Below are 21,368 nucleotides of genomic sequence, written 5' to 3'. Positions count from 1 at the left end.
CGGAAAGCGGTTGCAAGTGTTTTTTGTAAAAATTTTTTAAAAAATTGTGAAAAAAAGTAAACGCTTCATCGTCATATAATAGTAGAAAATCCCAAAAATCGGTTTTGTTTTAAATTTAAAAAAAGTTGAGAAAACGATTGCCTAATTTACAAATGGAAACCAGAGAGGATTCTCGCTTTATTTTTGCTTAATGAGATAAGTGAAACCCTTATTCCTATTTTGTTTGTTGCCTGAAAGAATATATATACGAGTAAGAAGAAAAAATTTTTAAAAAATAATCAAAAAAGTTACTTAAAACCGCTTGCATTTATCGAGAAAATGAGCTATACTAGTAATAGCGCAAACGTTTGCGCTCATAAAAATGTAATATCTAACTATAAACACATGAGGTGCTTATTATGAAAAAACGTCAAAGTGGTGTGTTGATGCACATTTCTTCTCTTCCAGGGGCATACGGAATCGGATCATTTGGTAAAAGTGCTTACGACTTCGTTGATTTCTTGGTTCGCACAAAACAACGTTACTGGCAAATCCTTCCACTAGGAACAACTAGTTACGGAGATTCTCCTTACCAATCTTTCTCAGCCTTCGCAGGGAACACTCATTTTATCGATTTAGATATCTTGGTGGAACAAGGCTTGTTGCAAGCAAGTGACCTTGAAGGGGTTGACTTTGGTAGTGATGCGTCTGAAGTTGATTATGCGAAAATCTACTATGCACGTCGTCCTCTTTTAGAAAAAGCGGTAAAACGTTTCTTGGAAGTAGGAGATGTTAAAGATTTTGAGAAATTTGCTCAAGACAACCAATCATGGCTTGAACTCTTTGCAGAGTATATGGCTATCAAAGAGCATTTTGATAATCTTGCTTGGACTGAATGGCCAGATGCAGATGCTCGTGCTCGTAAAGCTTCAGCACTTGAAAGCTACCGTGAGCAATTGGCAGACAAGTTGGTTTACCACCGTGTGACTCAATACTTCTTCTTCCAACAATGGTTGAAATTGAAAGCTTACGCTAACGACAACCACATCGAAATCGTTGGGGACATGCCAATCTACGTAGCGGAAGATTCAAGCGATATGTGGGCAAATCCACATCTCTTTAAGACAGATGTTAACGGTAAGGCGACTTGCATCGCAGGATGCCCACCAGATGAATTTTCTGCAACTGGTCAGCTTTGGGGTAACCCAATCTATGATTGGGAAGCAATGGACAAAGATGGTTACAAATGGTGGATTGAACGCTTGCGTGAAAGCTTTAAAATCTACGACATCGTTCGTATCGACCACTTCCGTGGTTTCGAATCTTACTGGGAAATCCCTGCTGGTTCCGATACAGCAGCACCTGGTGAGTGGGTGAAAGGTCCTGGCTACAAGCTTTTTGCAGCCGTTAAGGAAGAACTTGGTGAGTTAAACATCATCGCAGAAGACCTTGGTTTCATGACAGACGAAGTTATCGAATTGCGTGAACGTACTGGCTTCCCAGGAATGAAGATTCTTCAATTTGCATTCAACCCAGAAGACGAAAGCATCGATAGCCCACACTTGGCACCTGCTAACTCAGTTATGTACACAGGAACACACGATAACAATACGGTCCTTGGTTGGTACCGTAACGAGATCGATGATGCGACTCGTGAATATATGGCTCGCTACACTAACCGTAAAGAATACGAAACAGTGCCACATGCTATGCTTCGTACAGTCTTTTCATCAGTTAGCTTCATGGCAATTGCAACTATGCAAGATTTGCTAGAATTGGATGAGACAGCTCGTATGAACTTCCCATCTACTCTTGGTGGAAACTGGTCTTGGCGTATGACTGAAGATCAATTGACACCAGCTGTCGAGGAAGGTTTGCTTGACTTGACAACAATCTATCGCCGAATCAATGAAAATTTGGTAGAATTAAAGAAATAATACAATATCAGGAGACACCTTAAACATGTTATCACTAAAAGAATTTGTACAAAATCGTTACAATAAAACCATTGCAGAATGTAGCAATGAAGAGCTTTACCTTGCTCTTCTTAACTACAGCAAGCTTGCAAGCAGCCAAAAACCAGTCAACACTGGTAAAAAGAAAGTTTACTACATCTCAGCTGAGTTCTTGATTGGTAAACTATTGTCAAACAACTTGATTAACCTTGGTCTTTACGACGATGTTAAAAAAGAACTTGCTGCTGCAGGTAAAGACTTGATCGAAGTTGAAGAAGTTGAATTGGAACCATCTCTTGGTAATGGTGGTTTGGGACGTTTGGCTGCCTGCTTTATCGACTCAATTGCGACTCTTGGTTTGAATGGTGACGGTGTTGGTCTTAACTACCACTTTGGTCTTTTCCAACAAGTTCTTAAAAACAACCAACAAGAAACAATTCCAAATGCATGGTTGACAGAGCAAAACTGGTTGGTTCGCTCAAGCCGTAGCTACCAAGTACCATTTGCAGACTTTACTTTGACATCAACTCTTTACGATATTGATGTTACTGGTTATGAAACAGCAACTAAAAACCGCTTGCGTTTGTTTGACTTGGATTCAGTTGATTCTTCTATCATTAAAGATGGTATCAACTTTGACAAGACAGATATCGCTCGCAACTTGACTCTTTTCCTTTACCCAGATGATAGTGACCGTCAAGGTGAATTGCTCCGTATCTTCCAACAATACTTCATGGTTTCAAACGGTGCGCAATTGATCATCGAAGAAGCAATCGAAAAAGGAAGCAACTTGCATGACCTTGCTGACTACGCAGTTGTCCAAATCAACGATACTCACCCATCAATGGTTATCCCTGAATTGATCCGTCTTTTGACTGCTCGTGGTATCGAACTTGACGAAGCAATCTCAATTGTTCGTAGCATGACTGCCTACACTAACCACACAATCCTTGCTGAAGCCCTTGAAAAATGGCCTCTTGAATTCTTGCAAGAAGTGGTTCCTCACTTGGTACCAATCATCGAAGAATTGGACCGTCGCGTGAAAGCAGAATACAAAGATCCAGCTGTTCAAATTATCGATGAGAGTGGGCGTGTTCACATGGCTCACATGGATATCCACTACGGATACAGTGTTAACGGGGTAGCAGCACTCCACACTGAAATCTTGAAGAACTCTGAATTGAAAGCCTTCTACGACCTTTACCCAGAAAAATTCAACAACAAAACAAACGGTATCACTTTCCGTCGTTGGCTCATGCATGCTAACCCAAGCTTGTCTCACTACTTGGATGAGATTCTTGGAGAAGGTTGGCACCATGAAGCTGATGAGCTTGAGAAACTCTTGTCATACGAAGACAAAGCAGCTGTCAAAGAAAAATTGGAAAGCATCAAGGCTCACAACAAACGTAAATTGGCTCGTCACTTGAAAGAACACCAAGGTGTGGAAATCAATCCAAACTCTATCTTTGATATCCAAATCAAACGTCTTCACGAGTACAAACGCCAACAAATGAATGCTTTGTACGTGATCCACAAATACCTTGACATCAAAGCTGGTAACATCCCTGCTCGTCCAATCACAATCTTCTTTGGTGGTAAAGCAGCTCCAGCCTACACAATCGCTCAAGACATCATTCACTTGATTCTTTGCATGTCAGAAGTTATTGCTAACGATCCAGCAGTAGCTCCACACTTGCAAGTAGTTATGGTTGAAAACTACAACGTTACTGCAGCAAGCTTCCTTATCCCAGCATGTGATATCTCAGAACAAATCTCACTTGCTTCTAAAGAAGCTTCAGGTACTGGTAACATGAAATTCATGTTGAACGGAGCTTTGACTCTTGGTACTATGGACGGTGCTAACGTGGAAATCGCTGAGTTGGTTGGCGACGAAAATATCTACATCTTTGGTGAAGATTCAGAAACTGTTATCGACCTTTACGCAAAAGCAGCTTACAAATCAAGCGAATTCTACGCTCGTGAAGCTATCAAACCATTGGTTGACTTCATCGTTAGCGATGCAGTTCTTGCAGCTGGAAACAAAGAGCGCTTGGAACGTCTTTACAATGAATTGATCAACAAAGACTGGTTCATGACTCTTCTTGACTTGGAAGACTACATCAAAGTCAAAGAGCAAATGCTTGCTGATTACGAAGACCGCGACGCATGGTTGGATAAAGTCATCGTTAACATTTCTAAAGCAGGATTCTTCTCATCTGACCGTACAATCGCTCAGTATAACGAAGATATCTGGCACTTGAACTAATACTCTTCGAAAATCTCTTCAAACCACGTCAGCGTTGCCTTGCCGTACTCAAGTACAGCCTGCGGCTAGCTTCCTAGTTTGCTCTTTGATTTTCATTGAGTATAAGATACAAGATTTATACTAATACATCTTGTAAAAAAGCGAATTTCGATTGAAATTCGCTTTTTTGAAAGCTGTGGATTTGGGCCAATCTTGTCTTAAAAGAAGAGAAATCATAGATACAGTTAAGGCTTAGAAATACTGCTTTTTACTCTCTTTCAACCTTATATTTCTTCGTAGTTGATTACCTCATATTTCTTGTATTCGCTTACATAAAGTATTATAATATGATTGTAGGAAAGAAGGTGTTCTTATGTGGAAAAAATATTTTTCAAAATATAAATGGACGGATTTATTTTGGATTCTATTTGTTATTTTAACATGCCTCTTGGCGGGTAATAGTAATCTTTACCCCCTTACCCATCAAGAAATCTCTTATCATGGGTGCTTATCGGGAATTACACTTGCCTTATTTCACTTGCTATTTATTGATAAGTTTGTTATCTCGAATCGAAAATAAATATGAGGTATATGCCTGACAGCCTACTGTTAGGATTGATTTTGGAGGAAAGATTTTGTCTCTATTATTTATTGCTTTAAATTTATTTATTTTGTACAAGATCTATTCTTTGAGGCGGGAGAAATCGAAATACTTGATTTATACAGCCTATATCATATTTGGAGTAAATGTAATATATGGTATTCAATGGTTATTAAGAGAACTGATTTCAACTAATTCCCCTTAATGTGTATGGAAACTATAACAAAACGCATAAGATTAAGGTTTTGAGCACCTGTTCTTATGCGTTTTTGTAATATTGAGGATTTTCAGTAAGTTTTCTACCTTTGCGAAGTCTAGTTTAGAATGTTTTCCCAACCAGAATCTCAGCCTCAATGGTAATCTCTGTCAGTTGGCTCCAGTCAATCTTGCTCTGGTCAATGTGAAAGAGGAGAGGAGTCATACTGAGTAGGGCTTGGAGCTGCTCTGCTGTGATAGTTTTAGTCAGAGAGGCAGTTTGACTAGATAGGATGGTAAAGTGTTCTCGGAAATGATTTTTGATATCTTGGTTGGAATAGTCCTTGTTTGTCAGCTGGTCTTGTACCTTCTGACGGATTTCCTTGAGGTGATTTTTAGTTGGAATAACCTTTATCAAGATACCGTCTTTGGATAAAACGCGACGAAATTCTCCATAGTTGGCAGGGGAAAAGATATCAAGCAGGATATCCATGCTAGCGTCTTTTATAGGAAGACGAGCCAAGTCACCAACGAACCAGTTGACTGCCCAGTTGGGTTCGCTCTTGGCAGCGATTTGGACGGAATCTTTGGAAATATCAAAGGCATAGAAGGTTTTGTCAGGATGCCTTTCTTGGAGTTTGCGAGAATAGAAACCTTCACCGCAACCGATATCTAAGACTGTGGTGCTAGTTTCTGAACTGGCTAGCAAGTCAGATACAGCCTCTAAGATAGCCTGATAAAAGCCGGCTTCTAGGATTTGTTGACGGTTTTGAAAATTTTCCTTGTCGTAGTTAGCAGATTGCTTGATTTGAGGTGCTAGATTGACATAGCCGAATTTCGCCAAGTCAAAAGAATGGCGATTGCTACATTTGAGACTACTCTCTAGCAGAGTCAGATTTTCTTGACAGATGGGACAGGCAAAGGCAGTCGCAGAAGCAAAACGCTGAAGTTTGGGTTTGAGATTTGTATTCATAGTTTAAGTGTATCAAAAGAGGCAAATGAAAGCAACTTTAGGAATAAGTAGATGGGAGATTCAGTAGAAATAAAACTAATACTCTTCGAAAATCAAATTCAAACCACGTCAACGTCGCCTTGCCGTACTCAAGTACAGCCTGCGGCTAGTTTCCTAGTTTGCTCTTTGATTTTCATTGAGTATAATTCTCCAATTTATGAAATGACATTGCTTTTATATCTAAATTGCTATATAATAATGATAAGGAGGAAATAAGTATGTTAAAAGAAGTATTAACCGTCGCAAAAGTTGCGAAAAAATCATCACTCTTTTTGGGTGGTGTCGCATTTGGTACCCTTGGTTTGAAAATCTTGGCAAGTAAGGAAGCTAAAAAAGGTTATTCTAAAGCTTTGGCTAAGGCTTATAAGTTAAAAGACGAGCTAGATGCATCTGTTTCTGTTGTGAAGCAACATGGAGACGATGTCTTGCAAGATGCCAAATATTTGTACGAGCAAGAGAAAAAAGAAGAGCAATTAGATAGCCTTATAGGGGAATAATATGTCTTTTAAAGTGCTACATAGAGGATACCAACATATCCGACTATCATCTTCTTTTTCACTCACCTTGGATATTCAAGACTATCTTCGTTCCTTGGCGAGAGATGAAAAGGGGATTGAGTCTATCCAGTTTTACATGGATCAACAGCACTTTACTCTACGCATAAAAGAAGGCTTTTCTGTATTAGATAATGCAGAAGCCTTTTTAAAAAGAATTGATAAAGGGAAAGTTTCTGAGTTGATGACTCTTCCCATTCGTAGAGAAGAGAGTGCTTATTCTATTGTTTCAGGTGCAGCGATTAAGCGTATACTTTTTCGTAGTTTTGTGCCGTACCCTATTCGCTATATATGGACTTGTTATCAGGCCTTTGGCTATATTAGAGAAGCCTATCAAACACTAGCGCGTAAGGAACTAACGATGGAGGTTTTGGACTGTTCGGCGATTTTATTGTCCTTGTTTATGAACCAATCCAAGACAGCTAGCAACATCATGTTTATGCTTGATTTGGGGAATCATTTAGATCAGTGGTCCTTGAAAAAAACGGCAACAGATTTAGAACAAAGCCTTCTTGCAAAAGAGAGCGACGTATTCTTAGTACAGGGGGATACGGTCGTTAGTATCAAGAGTTCCGATGTTCAAATAGGAGATGTCTTGGTCCTATCTCAAGGAAATGAAATTCTGTTTGATGGACAAGTAGTTTCAGGTTTAGGTATGGTCAACGAAAGTTCCTTGACGGGAGAGAGTTTTCCAGTTGAAAAAAGAGAGTCTGATTTGGTTTGTGCAAATACAGTATTAGAAACTGGAGAGTTACGCATTCGTGTAACCGATAATCAGATGAACAGCCGGATTTTACAACTGATTGAGTTGATGAAGAAATCTGAAGAAAACAAGAAAACGAAACAACGCTATTTCATCAAGATGGCGGATAAGGTCGTCAAATATAATTTCTTGGGAGCTGGGCTGACTTACCTATTGACAGGTTCTTTTTCTAAGGCTATTTCTTTCCTATTGGTCGATTTCTCCTGCGCTTTGAAAATCTCTACTCCTGTAGCTTATTTGACAGCTATCAAGGAGGGGTTGAATCGTGAAATGGTGATTAAGGATGGGGATGTTCTGGAGAAATATCTGGAAGTTGATACTTTCTTGTTTGATAAGACGGGAACAATCACAACTAGTTATCCTATAGTTGAAAAGGTGTTACCTTTTGGGGACTATAGTGAGGAAGATATTCTCAGAATCAGTGCCTGTCTTGAGGAACACATTTATCATCCTATTGCTAATGCTATCGTCAAGCAAGCTGAGATAGAGGGAATTGAACATGAGGAAATGCATGGGAAACTCCAATATATCGCAAGCAAGGGGATCAAATCTCATATAGATGGGCAACCAGTTCTTATTGGGAATTATGTTTTGATGCAGGATGAGCAAATTCATATCAGTTCAGAACAAAATGCTTTAATTGAAGAGTACAAGAGTCACTATAATCTCTTATTCTTGGCTTATCAGAATGAATTGATTGGAATGTTCTGCATTCATACTCCTTTGAGAAAAGAAGCCAAAGCAGCCTTGGAGAAACTTAAGGCACAAGGGAAAAAATTGATTCTGGCAACAGGGGACACCTTGGTTAGAACAGAGGAATTAGTCAAAGATTTGCCCTTTGATCAGGTCTATACAGACTTGAAACCTGATGGGAAATTTGAGTTAGTAGAGGAACTGCAGAAAGCAGGTCACACTATTTTGATGGTTGGAGATGGATTGAATGACTCAGCGGCTCTAACCCTATCAGATATCGGTGTGGTGATGAATGAGAGTGCAGATATTTCTAAGCAGATGAGCGATATCTTATTGTTAGATAATCGCTTGGATTTCTTCCAAGAGTTGGATTGGCTATCATCATCTTTGCAAACCCTCATCAAGAAGAATATTCAAGATACCGTTGTCGTAAATAGTAGTTTGATTGGCTTTGGCTTGTTTAATTGGCTCAGTCCTTCAAATCTCTCTATCTTACATAATCTAACAACCTTACGTATTGTACTGCGTAGCCTGTCTATTAAGGCTAGATAGATGAGAGTTATTAACAGCAAAAAGGAGTTACCTTTCTCGAGGATAACTCCTTTGTTTATAGATAAATGTTGAATAGTTTAGTAAGTCAATACAAAGTATTTTTTCTTCCCGCGACGGATAACGGTCAGTTCGTTCTCTAACTTATCTGCGTCAGTCAAGACATAGTCAAGGTCTTGGATGCGGTCGCCGTTGACGTAGATAGCTCCGTTTTGGACGTCTTCACGGGCTTGGCGTTTTGAGTTAACTACACCAGATGAGACGAGCAGTTCCACAATATTGTGGTTTTCGTCTACTTGTACTTGGTAGTTTGGCACACCACGAAGTCCTTGTTTGAGCTCTTTAACAGAAAGGTTTTTGATGTTTCCTGCAAAGAGTTGCTCAGTGATGTTAAGGGCTTCTTTGTAAGCTTCTTCTCCATGTACAAGTGTTACTACTTCACGAGCGAGGACTTTTTGAGCCAAACGTTCGTGTGGTGCTGCTTCGAATTGCTTACGGATGTCTTCAATCTCGTCTAATGACAAGAAAGTAAAAGTCTTCAAGAAACGAACAGCGTCAGCGTCCATCACGTTCATCCAGAATTGGTACATTTCGTATGGAGAAGTCTTTTCAGGGTTGAGCCAAACAGCGTTTCCTTCTGATTTACCAAATTTCTTACCAGTCGCATCTGTAATCAATGGAACAGTAATTACATGACCAGTTTTGTCTGCCTTACGACGAAGCAATTCAGTACCAGCTGTCATATTTCCCCACTGGTCAGAACCACCGATTTGAAGCGTTACGTTGTGGTCTTGGTTAAGAACGAAGAAGTCGTAACCTTGCATGATTTGGTAGGCAAACTCAGTGTAAGAAATTCCTGTTTCGATCCGTTTTTTTACAGACTCCTTGCTCATCATGTAGTTGACAGTAAAGTATTTTCCGATATCACGGAGGAAATCAATGAAGCTGATGCTGCCAAACCAGTCGTAGTTGTTGACCATGACAGCTTTATTTTCACCATTTTCAAAGTCAAGAAAGCGAGAAAGTTGTCCTTGGATAGACTTGACCCAGCCATCTACTGTGTCTTTTGTTTGGAGACTACGTTCAGCATCTTTGAAGGACGGATCTCCGATGAGACCTGTAGCACCGCCAACGAGCGCATAAGGTTTGTGACCTGCTAGTTGCAAGCGACGGCTTGTCAAGATTGCGACAAGGTGGCCTAGGTGAAGGCTGTCAGCAGTTGGATCGTAGCCAGTATAATAAGAAACTTGACCTTCTTCTAGGGCTTTACGCAAAGCTTCTTCATCAGTCGTTTGAAAAATCAAACCACGCTCTTTTAGCTCATCAAAAATGTGCATGTGTCTTTTCTCCTTTTTAAAAATATTGTTTCTACCTATTGTATCACAAACTTGGGCAATAGCCTAGTAGAATAGGGAAGAAAGTGGCTATTTTATTGAAAGTTTACCTTTTATGGTATAATAGATAGAGTGAGGAAATCCATGCAAAATCAATTAAATGAATTAAAACGAAAAATGCTGGAATTTTTCCAGCTAGTAAAATCAAAAATAAATCATAGAAAATCAGGGAAAGTCTCAAAAGAGAAGCAGTCGGATGGGACAGGTGGGAAAATCCTGTCTATCTTAGGTAGCATTTTAGTTGCTATCAAGGGCATTCTGAATACTCTCTTTATTCTAGGCTTTATCGGTGGGCTTTTTGGTGCTGGTGTAGCTCTTGGTTATGGAGTTGCTTTGTTTGACAAGGCCAAGGTTCCCCAAGCGGAGGATTTGGTCAAGCAGGTTAAAAATATTTCTTCCATCTCAGAAATTGTTTATGCAGATGGGAGTGTCATTGCTTCTATCGAGAGTGACCTACTGCGAACTTCTGTTTCATCTGAGGAAATATCAGACAATCTCAAAAAGGCTATCGTTGCAACTGAGGACGAACATTTCCTTGAACATAATGGGGTTGTGCCAAAAGCTGTGATTCGGGCGACTTTGGGAACCTTTGCAGGTTTGGGCTCATCTAGTGGGGGCTCGACCTTGACCCAACAGCTAATCAAACAACAAGTGGTTGGAGATGCTCCGACTTTGGCTCGTAAGGCTACAGAAATTGTTGATGCCCTTGCCTTGGAACGCAGCATGAGTAAGGATGAAATCTTGACTACTTATCTCAATGTTGCTCCCTTTGGTCGAAATCATAAAGGGCAGAATATTGCAGGTGCCCAGCAAGCTGCTGAAGGGATTTTCGGTATCGATGCCAACAAGCTGAGTATTCCCCAAGCTGCCTTCCTAGCAGGTTTGCCACAGAGTCCGATTACTTATTCCCCTTATGAAAATACTGGAGAGTTAAAGAGTGATGAAGACTTAGAACTTGGTTTGAAGCGGGCCAAGGATGTTCTCTACAACATGTACCGTACGGGTGCTCTGACTCAGGAAGAATACGACCAGTACAAGGATTATAATCTCAAACAAGATTTCTTGCCATCAGGAACTGTCAATGCTGTTTCGAGGGATTATCTCTACTTTACAGCTATGGCTGAAGCGACAGACCGTATGTATGATTATTTAGTTCAACAGGACAATGTCTCTAGCCAAGAGTTGAAAAACGAGTCGATTCAAAAGGCCTATCATGAGCGAGCTGAGCTGGAGCTAAGTAATGGCGGTTACAAAATTACTACAACGATCAATAAAAAAATCCATAACGCCATGCAAAATGCAGTTGCTAACTATGGTCGTTTGGTAGATGATTCAACTGGGCAACCTGAAGTAGGGAATGTTTTGATGGACAATAAAACGGGGGCTGTTCTAGGCTTTGTTGGTGGTCGTAATTACCAGACTAACCAAAACAATCACGCCTTTGACACTAAGCGCTCGCCAGCCTCTACAACCAAGCCTTTGTTGGCCTACGGTATTGCCATTGACCAAGGTTTGATGGGAAGCGCTAGTATCTTGTCCAATTATCCGACAAAATTCTCTAATGGCAATCCTATCATGTATGTAAATAGTCCAGGTACAGGCATGATGACCCTGGGTGAAGCCTTGAACTATTCGTGGAATATCCCAGCCTATTGGACCTATCGCATGCTTCGTGAGAAGGGCGTGGATGTCAAGGGGTACATGGAGAAAATGGGTTACGAGATTCCAGAGTACGGTATCGAAAGTTTGCCTATGGGTGGTGGGATTGAAGTCACAGTTGCCCAGCATACCAATGGTTATCAAACAATTGCTAATAACGGTGTCTACCATCAGAAACATGTGATTTCTAAGATTGAATCACCTGACGGTAGAGTAATCTATGAATTCCAAGACAAACCAGTTCAAGTGTATTCGAAGGCAACAGCAACGATTATGCAGAGTTTGCTTCGTGAGGTGATTTCATCTCGGATCACTTCAAGTTTCCAAACGGATTTGGCTTCTATCAATTCAAACTTAGCTCGTGCAGACTGGATTGGTAAGACTGGGACAACCAATGAAGATGAAAATATGTGGCTCATGCTTTCGACACCAAGATTGACTCTAGGTGGTTGGCTAGGGCATGATGACAACCGCCCAATGGCTAAGGGGGCTGGGCATTATCGAAACGCCAAATATATGGCTTACTTAGTCAATGCTATTCAACAGGCTGAACCTGGTGTTTGGGGCAATGAACACTTTAATCTTGATTCTAGTGTGACCCAATCTCAGGTCCTCAGATCTACAGGGCAGAAGCCGGGCAAAGTATCCGTTAATGGAAAAACAGTTGATCTTTCAGGGGCTACTGTAACGAGCTATTGGGCTAATAAGGCGGGAGCTCCTACGACTAGCTATCACTTTGCTATTGGAGGAAGTGAAGCAGATTATCAAAATGCTTGGTCAAGTATTATTGGTAGTTTCTCATCTACGCCAAGTTCAAGTAGTAGTTCTAGCAGTACATCAAGTTCATCATCTACACAACCAAATAGTAGAAGATAGGAAAGTGGCATTGATTGCCACTTTTTTCTTTTTTCCTTTCGTGTTACAATAAAGGTATGAATCAGTATCAGAAAAAGATTGTTAAAGGAACTATTTATTCGCTCCTATCCGGCTTAATCTGGGGAATCTGTGGAATTTTAGGAGAATATTTCTTTACTCATTATCAAGTGTCCTCTGGCTGGATTACCTCTATGCGTTTGACACTGGCAGGGAGTCTTGTGCTTATTTGGTCTGCGATGCAATTAAAATTGCAAGTGTTAGATATCTGGCGAGACAAGAAAAATTACCTGCCCTTTTTAGCCTATGCTACTTTGGGGATTTTTTCAGTTCAGTATTTTTTCTATCTCTGTGTAGAATACTCAAATGCAGCGACAGCAACTATTTTACAGTTTATCAGTCCAGTCTTTATCCTCTTTTACAATCGTTTGGTTTATCAAAAACGAGCGTCAAAAAGCGCTATTTTCTATGTTTTGGTTGCCATGCTGGGTGTTTGCTTGATGGCGACAAAGGGGGATCTCTCTCAGTTATCCATGACACCGCTAGCACTTATAACAGGTCTGTTGAGTGCCATGGGGGTCATGTTTAATGTTATCTTGCCCCAACCTTTCGCGAAGCGCTATGGTTTTGTGCCTACGGTTGGGTGGGGGATGATTTTGGCAGGTTTATTTAGCAATGTCCTCTCGCCGGTTTACCAGCTTTCCTTTACTCTGGATATTTGGAGTATCTTGATTTGCCTTATTATCGCTTTTTTAGGGACGGCTTTTGCCTTTTTCATTTCCATGAAGGCAGTATCCTTGGTTTCTCCTTTGGTGGTTTCTGTTATCAGTGCCAGTGAACCTCTCTCTTCTGCCTTTTTGAGTGTTTTATTTTTAGGCTTGGTAGTGGATTGGTCCCTTCTTCTAGCTATGGCCTTGATTATTTTACCTATGATTTTCCTATCGATAGAAGAAGCGAAAGAAAGTAAATAAAAAGTCTTTTCTTAATTCTAAAAGTGTGCTATACTAGAATAGTCAATAAAACACGGGGAGATAGTTGTGAAGAGTGTTTTTAGGTTGTATCGGTAGGGGCTTGCTTTTACCGACAGCACGTTTTATCTCACATCCCTAAAAATCATACCTAAAAACAAACAAAAAGGCTTCAAATTTGAGGCCTTTTTTGGTAGAATAGGTATCATTAAAATGAACTAGGAGGCGCTTATGACTGCTACAAAAATGAACGCTCAAGAAATTATTCAATTTATCGCCAATGCTGAAAAGAAAACCAGTGTTAAAGTAACCTTTGAGGGACAACTTGCAGCTGCTGTACCAAGCTCTGTTGTCAAACTAGGGAATGTCCTATTCGGAGATTGGAAGGACGTGGCTCCCCTTCTCGATGGTTTGGTAGAAAATCAAGACTATGTTGTTGAGCAAGACGCTCGTAATTCTGCAGTTCCCTTGCTAGACAAACGTGCTATCAACGCTCGTATCGAGCCAGGTGCTATTATCCGTGATCAGGTTGAAATTGGTGACAATGCTGTTATCATGATGGGAGCAGTTATCAATATCGGTGCTGAAATCGGGGCAGGAACTATGATTGACATGGGGGCTATCCTTGGTGGTCGTGCTATCGTTGGGAAAAACAGTCACGTTGGTGCAGGTGCCGTTCTTGCAGGTGTGATTGAGCCAGCTAGCGCTGACCCAGTCCGTGTTGGAGACAATGTTCTCATCGGCGCTAATGCAGTGGTTATCGAAGGGGTCCAAATCGGTAGTGGTTCAGTTGTCGCAGCAGGAGCTATTGTTACCCAAGATGTCCCAGAAAACGTGGTGGTAGCAGGTGTTCCAGCTCGTATCATCAAAGAGATTGATGCCCAAACTCAACAAAAAACAGCGCTAGAGGATGCGCTTCGTACCTTGTAATTGTAAATGAAAAATAGAGGCGGAACTCTTTTTCCAGCCTCTTTCTGCTATATAGGAGGATAGATAGATGTTAGATTTGATTCAGACTCGACGAGATTTGCACCAGATTCCAGAGATTGGCTTGGAGGAGTTCAAGACTCAGACTTATTTGCTGGATGTGATTGAGAAATTGACTGTGGGCAAGAATTTTGTCCAAGTTCGTACTTGGCGGACAGGGATTTTGGTTTATTTGCAGGGAAGTCAGCCAGAGCGTACCATTGGTTGGCGAACAGATATTGATGGCCTGCCTATCGTCGAACAAACAGGCCTTTCTTTCGCTTCTCAGCACCAAGGTCGTATGCATGCTTGTGGACATGATTTCCACATGACCATTGCCTTGGGCTGTCTTGAGCGCGCCCTTGAGGAGCAACCAAAGAACAATCTGCTCTTTCTGTTTCAACCTGCTGAAGAAAATGAAGCTGGTGGCATGCTCATGTATGAGGATGACGCTTTTGGAGACTGGTTGCCAGACCAGTTTTATGGACTTCATGTTCGGCCAGATTTGAAGGTTGGACAGATTGCGACCAATACTCATACACTCTTTGCAGGGACTTGCGAGGTGAAGATTCGTTTTAAAGGTAAAGGAGGACATGCAGCCTTTCCGCATGAAGCCAATGACGCTTTGGTGGCGGCTAGTTACTTTGTGACCCAGGTGCAGTCAGTTGTCAGCCGCAATGTCAACCCAATCGAGGGAGCAGTGGTGACCTTTGGAGTTTTCCAAGCTGGAACAACAAACAATGTTATCACAGACACAGCCTTTTTGCATGGAACTATTCGGGCCTTGACACAGGACATGAGTCTTTTGGTGCAAAAAAGGGTCAAAACAGTTGCAGAAGGGGTTGCAGCTGCCTTCGATATGGAAGTCGAAGTGGAACTCAAACAAGGTGGTTACCTGCCTGTTGAGAACCATCCAGCCTTGGCGCGTGAACTGATGGACTTCTTTGAAGAAAAAGACGGAATTGAGTTGATTGATATCGAACCTGCTATGACAGGTGAAGACTTTGGTTATCTCCTTTCAAAAGTTGATGGCGTTATGTTCTGGCTAGGTATTGATAGTCCCTACGCCCTTCATCACCCTCAGATGAGTCCTAAGGAAGAAGCATTAGCTATTGGGGTGGATGCGGTCTTTAGTTTCCTGAAAAAGAAGGCAGCAGAATAGAGGGGTTGTCTATGAAATCGGAATTACGTAAGCAAGTCTTGCGAGAAATGAAGGCTATATCTCAAGAGCAAAAACAGTTTATAGATCAAACTTTAACCGAAAGACTTTTACAACACCCCTTTTACCAAGAAGCTAAGATCATCGCAACCTACCTCTCTTTTCCTCATGAGTTTCAAACGCAGGAACTGATTGAGCAGGCGCTGAAGGACGGCAAGAAGGTTCTGATACCCAAAACTTATCCCAAGGGACGCATGAACTTTGTAGTCTATGATCCGCAACAGTTGGTAAAAACTTCCTTTGGCTTACTGGAACCACAGGGAGATTTGGAAGTGGTGGATGCCTCTCAGATTGATTTGATTCATGTTCCGGGCTTGGTTTTTACGACGAAAGGATATCGGATAGGATACGGTGGAGGTTATTATGATCGCTATCTGAAACATTTTTCTGGTCATACTTTGAGTACGATATATCCTTGTCAAATTCAGGACTTTATCCCTGAAAACCATGATATTCCTGTTCAGGAGGTTCTGATTGATGAAGGAAATCTTTGATAGACGTTACCCTGTGACGAGTTTCTTCCTCTTAGTGACGGCCTTGGTGTTTTTACTAATGTTGGTGACTACAGGAGGAAACTTTGACAGGGCGGATACATTATTTCGATTTGGAGCCATGTATGGGCCAGCTATTCGCCTCTTTCCTGAGCAAATTTGGCGTCTCTTTTCTGCCATTTTTGTTCATATTGGTTGGGAGCATTTCATTGTTAATATGCTTTCCCTTTATTATCTTGGTAGACAAGTAGAGGAAATTTTCGGATCCAAGAAGTTTTTCTTTCTCTATCTCTTATCTGGAATGATGGGCAATCTCTTTGTTTTTGTATTTAGTCCAAAATCCTTAGCAGCAGGAGCTTCTACTTCTCTCTATGGGCTATTTGCCGCGATTATCATTCTTCGCTATGCTACGCGTAATCCTTATATCCAGCAGTTGGGGCAATCCTATCTGACACTTTTTGTGGTTAATATTATTGGAAGTGTTCTGATTCCAGGAATCAGCCTAGCAGGCCATATCGGGGGAGCAGTTGGTGGAGCATTTCTAGCAATTATCTTTCCAGTTCGAGGAGAAAGACGGATGTATAGTACCAGCCAGAGGTTAGGAGCGGTAGTCTTGTTTGTAGGACTCGCAGTCTTGCTTCTCTACAGGGGAATGGGGTTGTGAGAGCTTATAATAATAGTTGTGTAATGAAAAAAGATAAGGCATTTTTGAACCTTATCTTTTTTATTTTATTCCTTCTCAGCTAATTCTTTTCCTAGTTGGATGAGGTAATCTTTCAAGTCATCTTTGACTTGTGGGTGCTTGAGGGCATAGTCAATAGATGTTTTCATAAAGCCAAACTTATCCCCAACGTCGTAACGAGCTCCTGTAAATTCGCGAGCGAAAACACGTTGTGTTTTATTAAGGGTATCAATCGCATCGGTAAGCTGGATTTCATTTCCAGCACCGGGAGCTTGATTTTCGAGGATCTCAAAAATTTCTGGTGTGAGCAGATAACGACCGATAATAGCTAGATCACTTGGAGCCTCCTCTGGAGCTGGTTTTTCAACAAAAGTTTCGACACTGTAGAGACCATTAATCCCTTCACCCTGAGGAGCGATAACTCCATATGCTGAAACTTCTTCATGAGGGACAGGCATAACAGCAATTGTTGATGCGTGAGTCGTCTCGTAATCGTTCATCAATTGTTTTGTCAAAGGGACAGCGTGGTCATCTGTGATATCCATTAGGTCGTCACCCAGCATGACAACGAAGGGCTCATTCCCTACAAAAGCTTTTGCTTGTAAGACAGCATCGCCAAGACCACGAGGATGGCTTTGACGGATAAAGTGAAGGCGAATGCCAGTTGTTTCGTCTACCAATTTTAGTAAGTCATGTTTGCCTTTTTCTTTGAGGTTGTACTCAAGCTCAAAGTTTGAGTCAAAGTGGTCTTCAATAGAACGTTTTGATTTACCAGTGACAACCAGAATATCTTCAATACCTGATTTAAGAGCTTCTTCTACGATAAATTGGATAGTTGGTTTGTCCACAATTGGCAACATCTCTTTAGCAAGTGCTTTGGTTGCTGGTAAAAATCGAGTTCCAAGTCCAGCGGCAGGGATGACTGCCTTTCTAACTTTTGATGTCATAAGAATCCTTTCTCTAGAGGGTTAAGACCACTCATTTTCTGCTTTAAATTCATTGTTCATGATGTCGTAAATGGCATCTTTAATATTGGTTCCGTGGTAAATAACTTGGTAAATGGCTTGTGTAATTGGCATATAGACTCCAAGTTCTTGCGCTAGTTCATAGGCTGCTCGAGTTGTTGAGATTCCTTCAATCACCATGCCCATATTGGCTTCGATATCAGCTAGAGATTCTCCACGACCAAGAGCATCTCCGGCTCTCCAGTTACGAGAGTGGATGGAGGTTCCCGTTACGATCAAGTCTCCTACACCGGATAAGCCACTATAGGTCAATGGACTGGCCCCAAGTGCTACTCCTAGGCGGGTAATTTCTGCCAAGCCTCGAGCGATGATGGCTGCCTTGGCATTGTCACCAAATCCCAAACCATGTAAAGCTCCAGCACCGACAGCAATAATATTTTTAAGAGCACCAGCAGTTTCAACTCCGATAACATCCGTATTGGTATAAAGTCGGAAGTAGTGATTACTAAAGAGTTCTTGAACGTATTGAGCTGTTTGTAAATCTTTAGAAGCAGCAGTGATTAAAGTCAGGTCACGTACAATGGTTTCTTCCGCATGACTAGGTCCTGAAACAACGACAATATCACTGCGGAGATGTTCAGGAATTTCTTCTTCAAGGATGATTGATAATCGTTTATGGCTATCGGGTTCTAATCCCTTTGAAGCGTGCATGATGATAGCCTTATGGTCTAGGGTTTGTGCAACTTGTTGTGCAACAAGTCGTGTCACTTTTGTTGGGACAACAAACAAAATCGCATCTACATCTCTCAGTGCCTCTGATAAGTCGGTGTAGGCAATGATATTTTCATCTAGAACGACATCTTTAAAGTAGTGTTTATTAGTATGGTGTGTATTAATTTCATTGATTTGCTCGGGAATGTTTCCCCAAATACGTACCTCGTGTCCATTGTCATTTAAGACTTGTGAAAGGGCAGTTCCCCAAGAACCAGGCCCCAAGACGGCGACGGTTTGTTTTTCCATGTTTTCCTCCTTGATAGAGTCCTTTCTCTTATTCTATCATATTCTGGAGGATTTTGCACTTGCATTGCTGGGGGAGTGGTTGCTTTGTTACTTGAAAAATATATAAAAACCGAGCCTAAGTATTAAACTCTTAGACTCGGTTTTTATATTCCTTAAAGAATAACTCGGTTTATTTCAATTGATCTGTAATGTCTTTTGATAGCAACATTCCCAGATGATAAGTTTTATTGATGTAAGCAATGACATCATTGATATTTTCAGTCGTGTGAATTTTCTCTTTGATATCAGTCCTAAATGTTTCATCCTTCAAAAGTTGTTCTTGGTAGAGTTTTTGCAGTCTCTCCTTCTCGTACTTATTGAGCAGAAAAAGGAACACCAAGCTAATTACAACGAGGATATAAGCATATTGGCTCATAGAAAATCTCCCTGAATGATAAAGAAGTAGTAGTGAATAAATCGATTTAGTGGACCGAAAGTAGCAGAACAAGTCAGCAAAACGTGATAAGATTTTTGATAGACCTCTAAACCAAAATCCGTATAGGATTTGGTCTTAGTTACTTAGATTGCTTTACAATCAAGTAATTAAAAGATTACGACATGAACCTAACCAAATCGATATTATTTGGTTAGATGAATTGGTGAAGCGTTTAGACAATTCGTATTGGTTACGACGTAAAGAAACATAAATCGATCATATTTATGTTTCTTTACTAGTGAAGCACCTAGCCAAATTCCTGACAGGATTTGGCGTTAGTTACTTAGATTGCTTTGCAATCAAGTAACTTTGGCGATTTACATCTTCTCTGGCGCTTCTACTCCAAGCAAGCGAAGGGCTTCTTTGAGAACGACTGCGGTTGCGTAGCTGAGGGCTAGACGGCTGTCGCGTTCTGGACTTTCATCCAAGATACGTGTATGTGCATAGTATTTGTTGAAGGCTTGAGCTAGGCTAATTGCAAATTTAGCAATGATAGAAGGTTCAAAGTTATCCGCCGCACGGTTGATAATACGTGGGAAGTCTTGGATGAGTTTGATGATTTCCCAGCTTTCAGTATCATTCAAGCTATAGTTGCCAGCTGTTTCTGGTTTGAAATCCGCTTTGCGTAAGATAGATTGGATACGAGCGTAGGCGTATTGAACATAAGGTCCAGTTTCACCCTCGAAGGATACCATAGCTTCTAGGTCGAAGTCGTATCCATTTGTACGGTCGGTTTTGAGGTCATAGAATTTAATGGCTCCAACACCAACAGCATGCGCTACCTGGTCTTTATTTTCCAGTTCAGGATTTTTAGCTTCGATTTGGGCCTTGGCACGGCTAACAGCCTCTGCAACAGTAGGCTCTAGTAAGATGACATTCCCTTTACGAGTAGAGAGTTTCTTCCCTTCTTTTGTAACCAAACCAAAAGGAACATGAGTAATGTCTTCACTCCAGTCGTAGCCCATTTCTTTCAAGACAGCTTTGAGCTGTTTAAAGTGGGCAGATTGCTCTTGACCAACGACATAGATAGATTTAGCAAATTGGTATTCGTTTTTACGGTAAAGGGCTGCAGCCAAGTCACGAGTGATATAGAGAGTTGCACCATCAGATTTCTTGATAAGGGCTGGATGTTCAATTCCATATTTCTCAAGATTGACAACTTGGGCACCTTCTGACTCAACAAGAAGTCCTTTTTCAGAAAGAATGTCTACAACTGCATCCATCTTATCGTTGTAGAAGGCTTCCCCGTTATAGCTGTCAAATTCGACTTGCAATTCATTGTAAAGGCGGTTAAATTCCACCAAACTTTCATCACGGAACCATTGCCAAAGTGCAAGAGCTTCCTCGTCTCCATTTTCAAGTTTACGGAACCATTCGCGTGCTTCTTCATCCAAGCTAGGGTCATTTTCAGCCTCAGCGTTGATGCGGACATAGAGTTTAAGAAGTTCATCGATTGGATGAGCTTTTACAGCTTCTTCGTCGCCCCATTTTTTGTAGGCAACAATCAACATCCCAAACTGTTTACCCCAGTCTCCCAAGTGGTTGACCTTGACCGTTTGATAACCGATTTTTTGGAAAATATGTGACAAGCTATCTCCGATAACAGTTGAGCGTAGGTGACCAATAGAAAATGGTTTAGCGATATTGGGACTAGACATATCGATAACAACATTTTCTTGTTTGCCAATAGTTTGGTCAGCATAGTGTTCTTTTTGAGTGATAACAGCTTGCAATACTTGAGCAGAAATGGCAGATTTATCAAGGAAAAAATTGACGTAAGGTCCTGTTGCGACAACCTTTTCAAAGGCTTGGCTGTTAATCTTTTCAGCCAGGTCAGCCGCAATCATTTGCGGAGCTTTACGCTCGACCTTTGCTAGAGAAAAGGCAGGGAAGGCGATGTCTCCCATTTCTGAGTTTTTAGGGGTTTCCAGTAAATTTAAAATAGCCTCTTGGTCCAGGCTATCAATGACGCTAGCCAATTCGCTAGCAATCAATTCTTTTGTATTCATTAAGAGCTCCTTTTTGGACTTTTTTACTATTTTATCACAATTTTAAAGAAAGAAGAAAAAATTTTTGAAATCTCCTATTTTTTTGGTATAATATAGTTATA

17 protein-coding genes are annotated in these 21,368 nt (G+C 41.0%); 11 read left to right on the top strand and 6 right to left on the bottom strand.

Annotated elements, in window-relative coordinates:
* The first annotated feature begins 398 nt into the window (after positions 1–398).
* The 3 genes from malQ (at position 399) to M1F55_RS07995 (ending at position 4,759) form a co-directional block, all read left to right on the top strand.
* Positions 399–1,916: a 4-alpha-glucanotransferase gene (malQ, locus tag M1F55_RS08005; RefSeq protein ID WP_023947617.1), complete on the top strand. Its 1,518-nt coding sequence runs from the start codon at positions 399–401 to the stop codon at positions 1,914–1,916.
* A gap of 25 nt (positions 1,917–1,941) precedes the next feature.
* A complete protein-coding gene (glgP, locus tag M1F55_RS08000; RefSeq protein ID WP_247947635.1) occupies positions 1,942–4,200 on the top strand; it encodes a glycogen/starch/alpha-glucan family phosphorylase in 2,259 nt (752 codons plus the stop codon).
* A 352-nt stretch (positions 4,201–4,552) separates the two neighbouring features.
* A complete protein-coding gene (locus M1F55_RS07995) occupies positions 4,553–4,759 on the top strand; it encodes a membrane protein (RefSeq protein WP_045606609.1) in 207 nt (68 codons plus the stop codon).
* Between the two features lie 340 nt (positions 4,760–5,099).
* Here the strand turns inward: M1F55_RS07995 and M1F55_RS07990 are convergent, their stop codons facing one another.
* Positions 5,100–5,948 (bottom strand): putative RNA methyltransferase, encoded by an 849-nt coding sequence (locus tag M1F55_RS07990; protein ID WP_247947634.1) that lies wholly within the window; start codon positions 5,946–5,948, stop codon positions 5,100–5,102.
* A 257-nt stretch (positions 5,949–6,205) separates the two neighbouring features.
* Between M1F55_RS07990 and M1F55_RS07985 the strand changes: the two genes are divergently transcribed.
* Together M1F55_RS07985 and M1F55_RS07980 are read left to right on the top strand one after the other, a co-directional pair.
* Positions 6,206–6,484, top strand: coding sequence for a DUF6110 family protein (locus tag M1F55_RS07985; RefSeq protein WP_000910909.1), 279 nt, complete (start codon positions 6,206–6,208; stop codon positions 6,482–6,484).
* Between the two features lies 1 nt (position 6,485).
* Positions 6,486–8,549, top strand: coding sequence for a heavy metal translocating P-type ATPase (locus M1F55_RS07980; RefSeq protein ID WP_237447294.1), 2,064 nt, complete (start codon positions 6,486–6,488; stop codon positions 8,547–8,549).
* A 77-nt stretch (positions 8,550–8,626) separates the two neighbouring features.
* Here the strand turns inward: M1F55_RS07980 and tyrS are convergent, their stop codons facing one another.
* Entirely contained in the window at positions 8,627–9,883 is a 1,257-nt protein-coding gene (gene tyrS, locus M1F55_RS07975; RefSeq protein WP_247947633.1) for a tyrosine--tRNA ligase, read from the bottom strand.
* 141 nt (positions 9,884–10,024) lie between these two features.
* On the opposite strand from tyrS, the gene pbp1b reads away from it, so the two are divergent.
* The 6 genes from pbp1b to M1F55_RS07945 all read left to right on the top strand — a co-directional run bounded on the left by pbp1b (position 10,025) and on the right by M1F55_RS07945 (position 16,780).
* The gene (pbp1b, locus tag M1F55_RS07970) at positions 10,025–12,475 is read left to right on the top strand and encodes a penicillin-binding protein PBP1B (protein WP_247947632.1); all 2,451 of its coding nucleotides are present in this window, start codon (positions 10,025–10,027) and stop codon (positions 12,473–12,475) included.
* 56 nt (positions 12,476–12,531) lie between these two features.
* On the top strand, positions 12,532–13,443 hold the full coding sequence (locus M1F55_RS07965; RefSeq protein ID WP_247947631.1) for a DMT family transporter: 912 nt from the start codon (positions 12,532–12,534) through the stop codon (positions 13,441–13,443).
* A gap of 228 nt (positions 13,444–13,671) precedes the next feature.
* A complete protein-coding gene (gene dapD, locus M1F55_RS07960; RefSeq protein WP_223340709.1) occupies positions 13,672–14,370 on the top strand; it encodes a 2,3,4,5-tetrahydropyridine-2,6-dicarboxylate N-acetyltransferase in 699 nt (232 codons plus the stop codon).
* 67 nt (positions 14,371–14,437) lie between these two features.
* On the top strand, positions 14,438–15,568 hold the full coding sequence (locus M1F55_RS07955; protein WP_247947630.1) for an N-acetyldiaminopimelate deacetylase: 1,131 nt from the start codon (positions 14,438–14,440) through the stop codon (positions 15,566–15,568).
* A gap of 11 nt (positions 15,569–15,579) precedes the next feature.
* Positions 15,580–16,119, top strand: coding sequence for a 5-formyltetrahydrofolate cyclo-ligase (locus M1F55_RS07950; protein ID WP_033685314.1), 540 nt, complete (start codon positions 15,580–15,582; stop codon positions 16,117–16,119).
* Positions 16,103–16,780, top strand: a complete 678-nt coding sequence (locus M1F55_RS07945; RefSeq protein WP_033687455.1) for a rhomboid family intramembrane serine protease — start codon at positions 16,103–16,105, stop codon at positions 16,778–16,780. The genes M1F55_RS07950 and M1F55_RS07945 overlap by 17 nt, the downstream gene beginning before the upstream one ends.
* Positions 16,781–16,845: 65 nt before the next feature.
* On the opposite strand, the gene galU is transcribed toward M1F55_RS07945, so the two are convergent.
* The 4 genes from galU to argS form a co-directional block, all read right to left on the bottom strand.
* Positions 16,846–17,745 carry a UTP--glucose-1-phosphate uridylyltransferase GalU gene (galU, locus tag M1F55_RS07940; protein WP_000202214.1) on the bottom strand — a complete coding sequence of 300 codons (900 nt, stop codon included), beginning with the start codon at positions 17,743–17,745 and terminating at the stop codon, positions 16,846–16,848.
* A 21-nt stretch (positions 17,746–17,766) separates the two neighbouring features.
* On the bottom strand, positions 17,767–18,783 hold the full coding sequence (locus M1F55_RS07935) for an NAD(P)H-dependent glycerol-3-phosphate dehydrogenase (protein ID WP_033687451.1): 1,017 nt from the start codon (positions 18,781–18,783) through the stop codon (positions 17,767–17,769).
* 169 nt (positions 18,784–18,952) lie between these two features.
* Positions 18,953–19,198 carry a hypothetical protein gene (locus M1F55_RS07930; protein WP_000084858.1) on the bottom strand — a complete coding sequence of 82 codons (246 nt, stop codon included), beginning with the start codon at positions 19,196–19,198 and terminating at the stop codon, positions 18,953–18,955.
* Between the two features lie 377 nt (positions 19,199–19,575).
* Positions 19,576–21,267, bottom strand: a complete 1,692-nt coding sequence (argS, locus tag M1F55_RS07925) for an arginine--tRNA ligase (protein ID WP_247947629.1) — start codon at positions 21,265–21,267, stop codon at positions 19,576–19,578.
* Positions 21,268–21,368: the final 101 nt, after the last annotated feature.

The organism is Streptococcus mitis (genome assembly GCF_023109235.1).
Lineage (GTDB): Bacteria > Bacillota > Bacilli > Lactobacillales > Streptococcaceae > Streptococcus > Streptococcus mitis_DA.
Note: the sequence above shows the minus strand (reverse complement) of the source record. Positions and strands in the feature narration are given on the sequence as shown.

Excerpts from the sequence above, each read along its gene's own strand:
- malQ (WP_023947617.1), top strand. The coding sequence starts at position 399 with ATGAAAAAACGTCAAAGTGGTGTGTTGATGCACATTTCTTCTCTTCCA.
- glgP (WP_247947635.1), top strand. The coding sequence starts at position 1,942 with ATGTTATCACTAAAAGAATTTGTACAAAATCGTTACAATAAAACCATT.
- M1F55_RS07995 (WP_045606609.1), top strand. The coding sequence starts at position 4,553 with ATGTGGAAAAAATATTTTTCAAAATATAAATGGACGGATTTATTTTGG.
- M1F55_RS07990 (WP_247947634.1), bottom strand. The coding sequence starts at position 5,948 with ATGAATACAAATCTCAAACCCAAACTTCAGCGTTTTGCTTCTGCGACT.
- M1F55_RS07985 (WP_000910909.1), top strand. The coding sequence starts at position 6,206 with ATGTTAAAAGAAGTATTAACCGTCGCAAAAGTTGCGAAAAAATCATCA.
- M1F55_RS07980 (WP_237447294.1), top strand. The coding sequence starts at position 6,486 with ATGTCTTTTAAAGTGCTACATAGAGGATACCAACATATCCGACTATCA.
- tyrS (WP_247947633.1), bottom strand. The coding sequence starts at position 9,883 with ATGCACATTTTTGATGAGCTAAAAGAGCGTGGTTTGATTTTTCAAACG.
- pbp1b (WP_247947632.1), top strand. The coding sequence starts at position 10,025 with ATGCAAAATCAATTAAATGAATTAAAACGAAAAATGCTGGAATTTTTC.
- M1F55_RS07965 (WP_247947631.1), top strand. The coding sequence starts at position 12,532 with ATGAATCAGTATCAGAAAAAGATTGTTAAAGGAACTATTTATTCGCTC.
- dapD (WP_223340709.1), top strand. The coding sequence starts at position 13,672 with ATGACTGCTACAAAAATGAACGCTCAAGAAATTATTCAATTTATCGCC.
- M1F55_RS07955 (WP_247947630.1), top strand. The coding sequence starts at position 14,438 with ATGTTAGATTTGATTCAGACTCGACGAGATTTGCACCAGATTCCAGAG.
- M1F55_RS07950 (WP_033685314.1), top strand. The coding sequence starts at position 15,580 with ATGAAATCGGAATTACGTAAGCAAGTCTTGCGAGAAATGAAGGCTATA.
- M1F55_RS07945 (WP_033687455.1), top strand. The coding sequence starts at position 16,103 with ATGAAGGAAATCTTTGATAGACGTTACCCTGTGACGAGTTTCTTCCTC.
- galU (WP_000202214.1), bottom strand. The coding sequence starts at position 17,745 with ATGACATCAAAAGTTAGAAAGGCAGTCATCCCTGCCGCTGGACTTGGA.
- M1F55_RS07935 (WP_033687451.1), bottom strand. The coding sequence starts at position 18,783 with ATGGAAAAACAAACCGTCGCCGTCTTGGGGCCTGGTTCTTGGGGAACT.
- M1F55_RS07930 (WP_000084858.1), bottom strand. The coding sequence starts at position 19,198 with ATGAGCCAATATGCTTATATCCTCGTTGTAATTAGCTTGGTGTTCCTT.
- argS (WP_247947629.1), bottom strand. The coding sequence starts at position 21,267 with ATGAATACAAAAGAATTGATTGCTAGCGAATTGGCTAGCGTCATTGAT.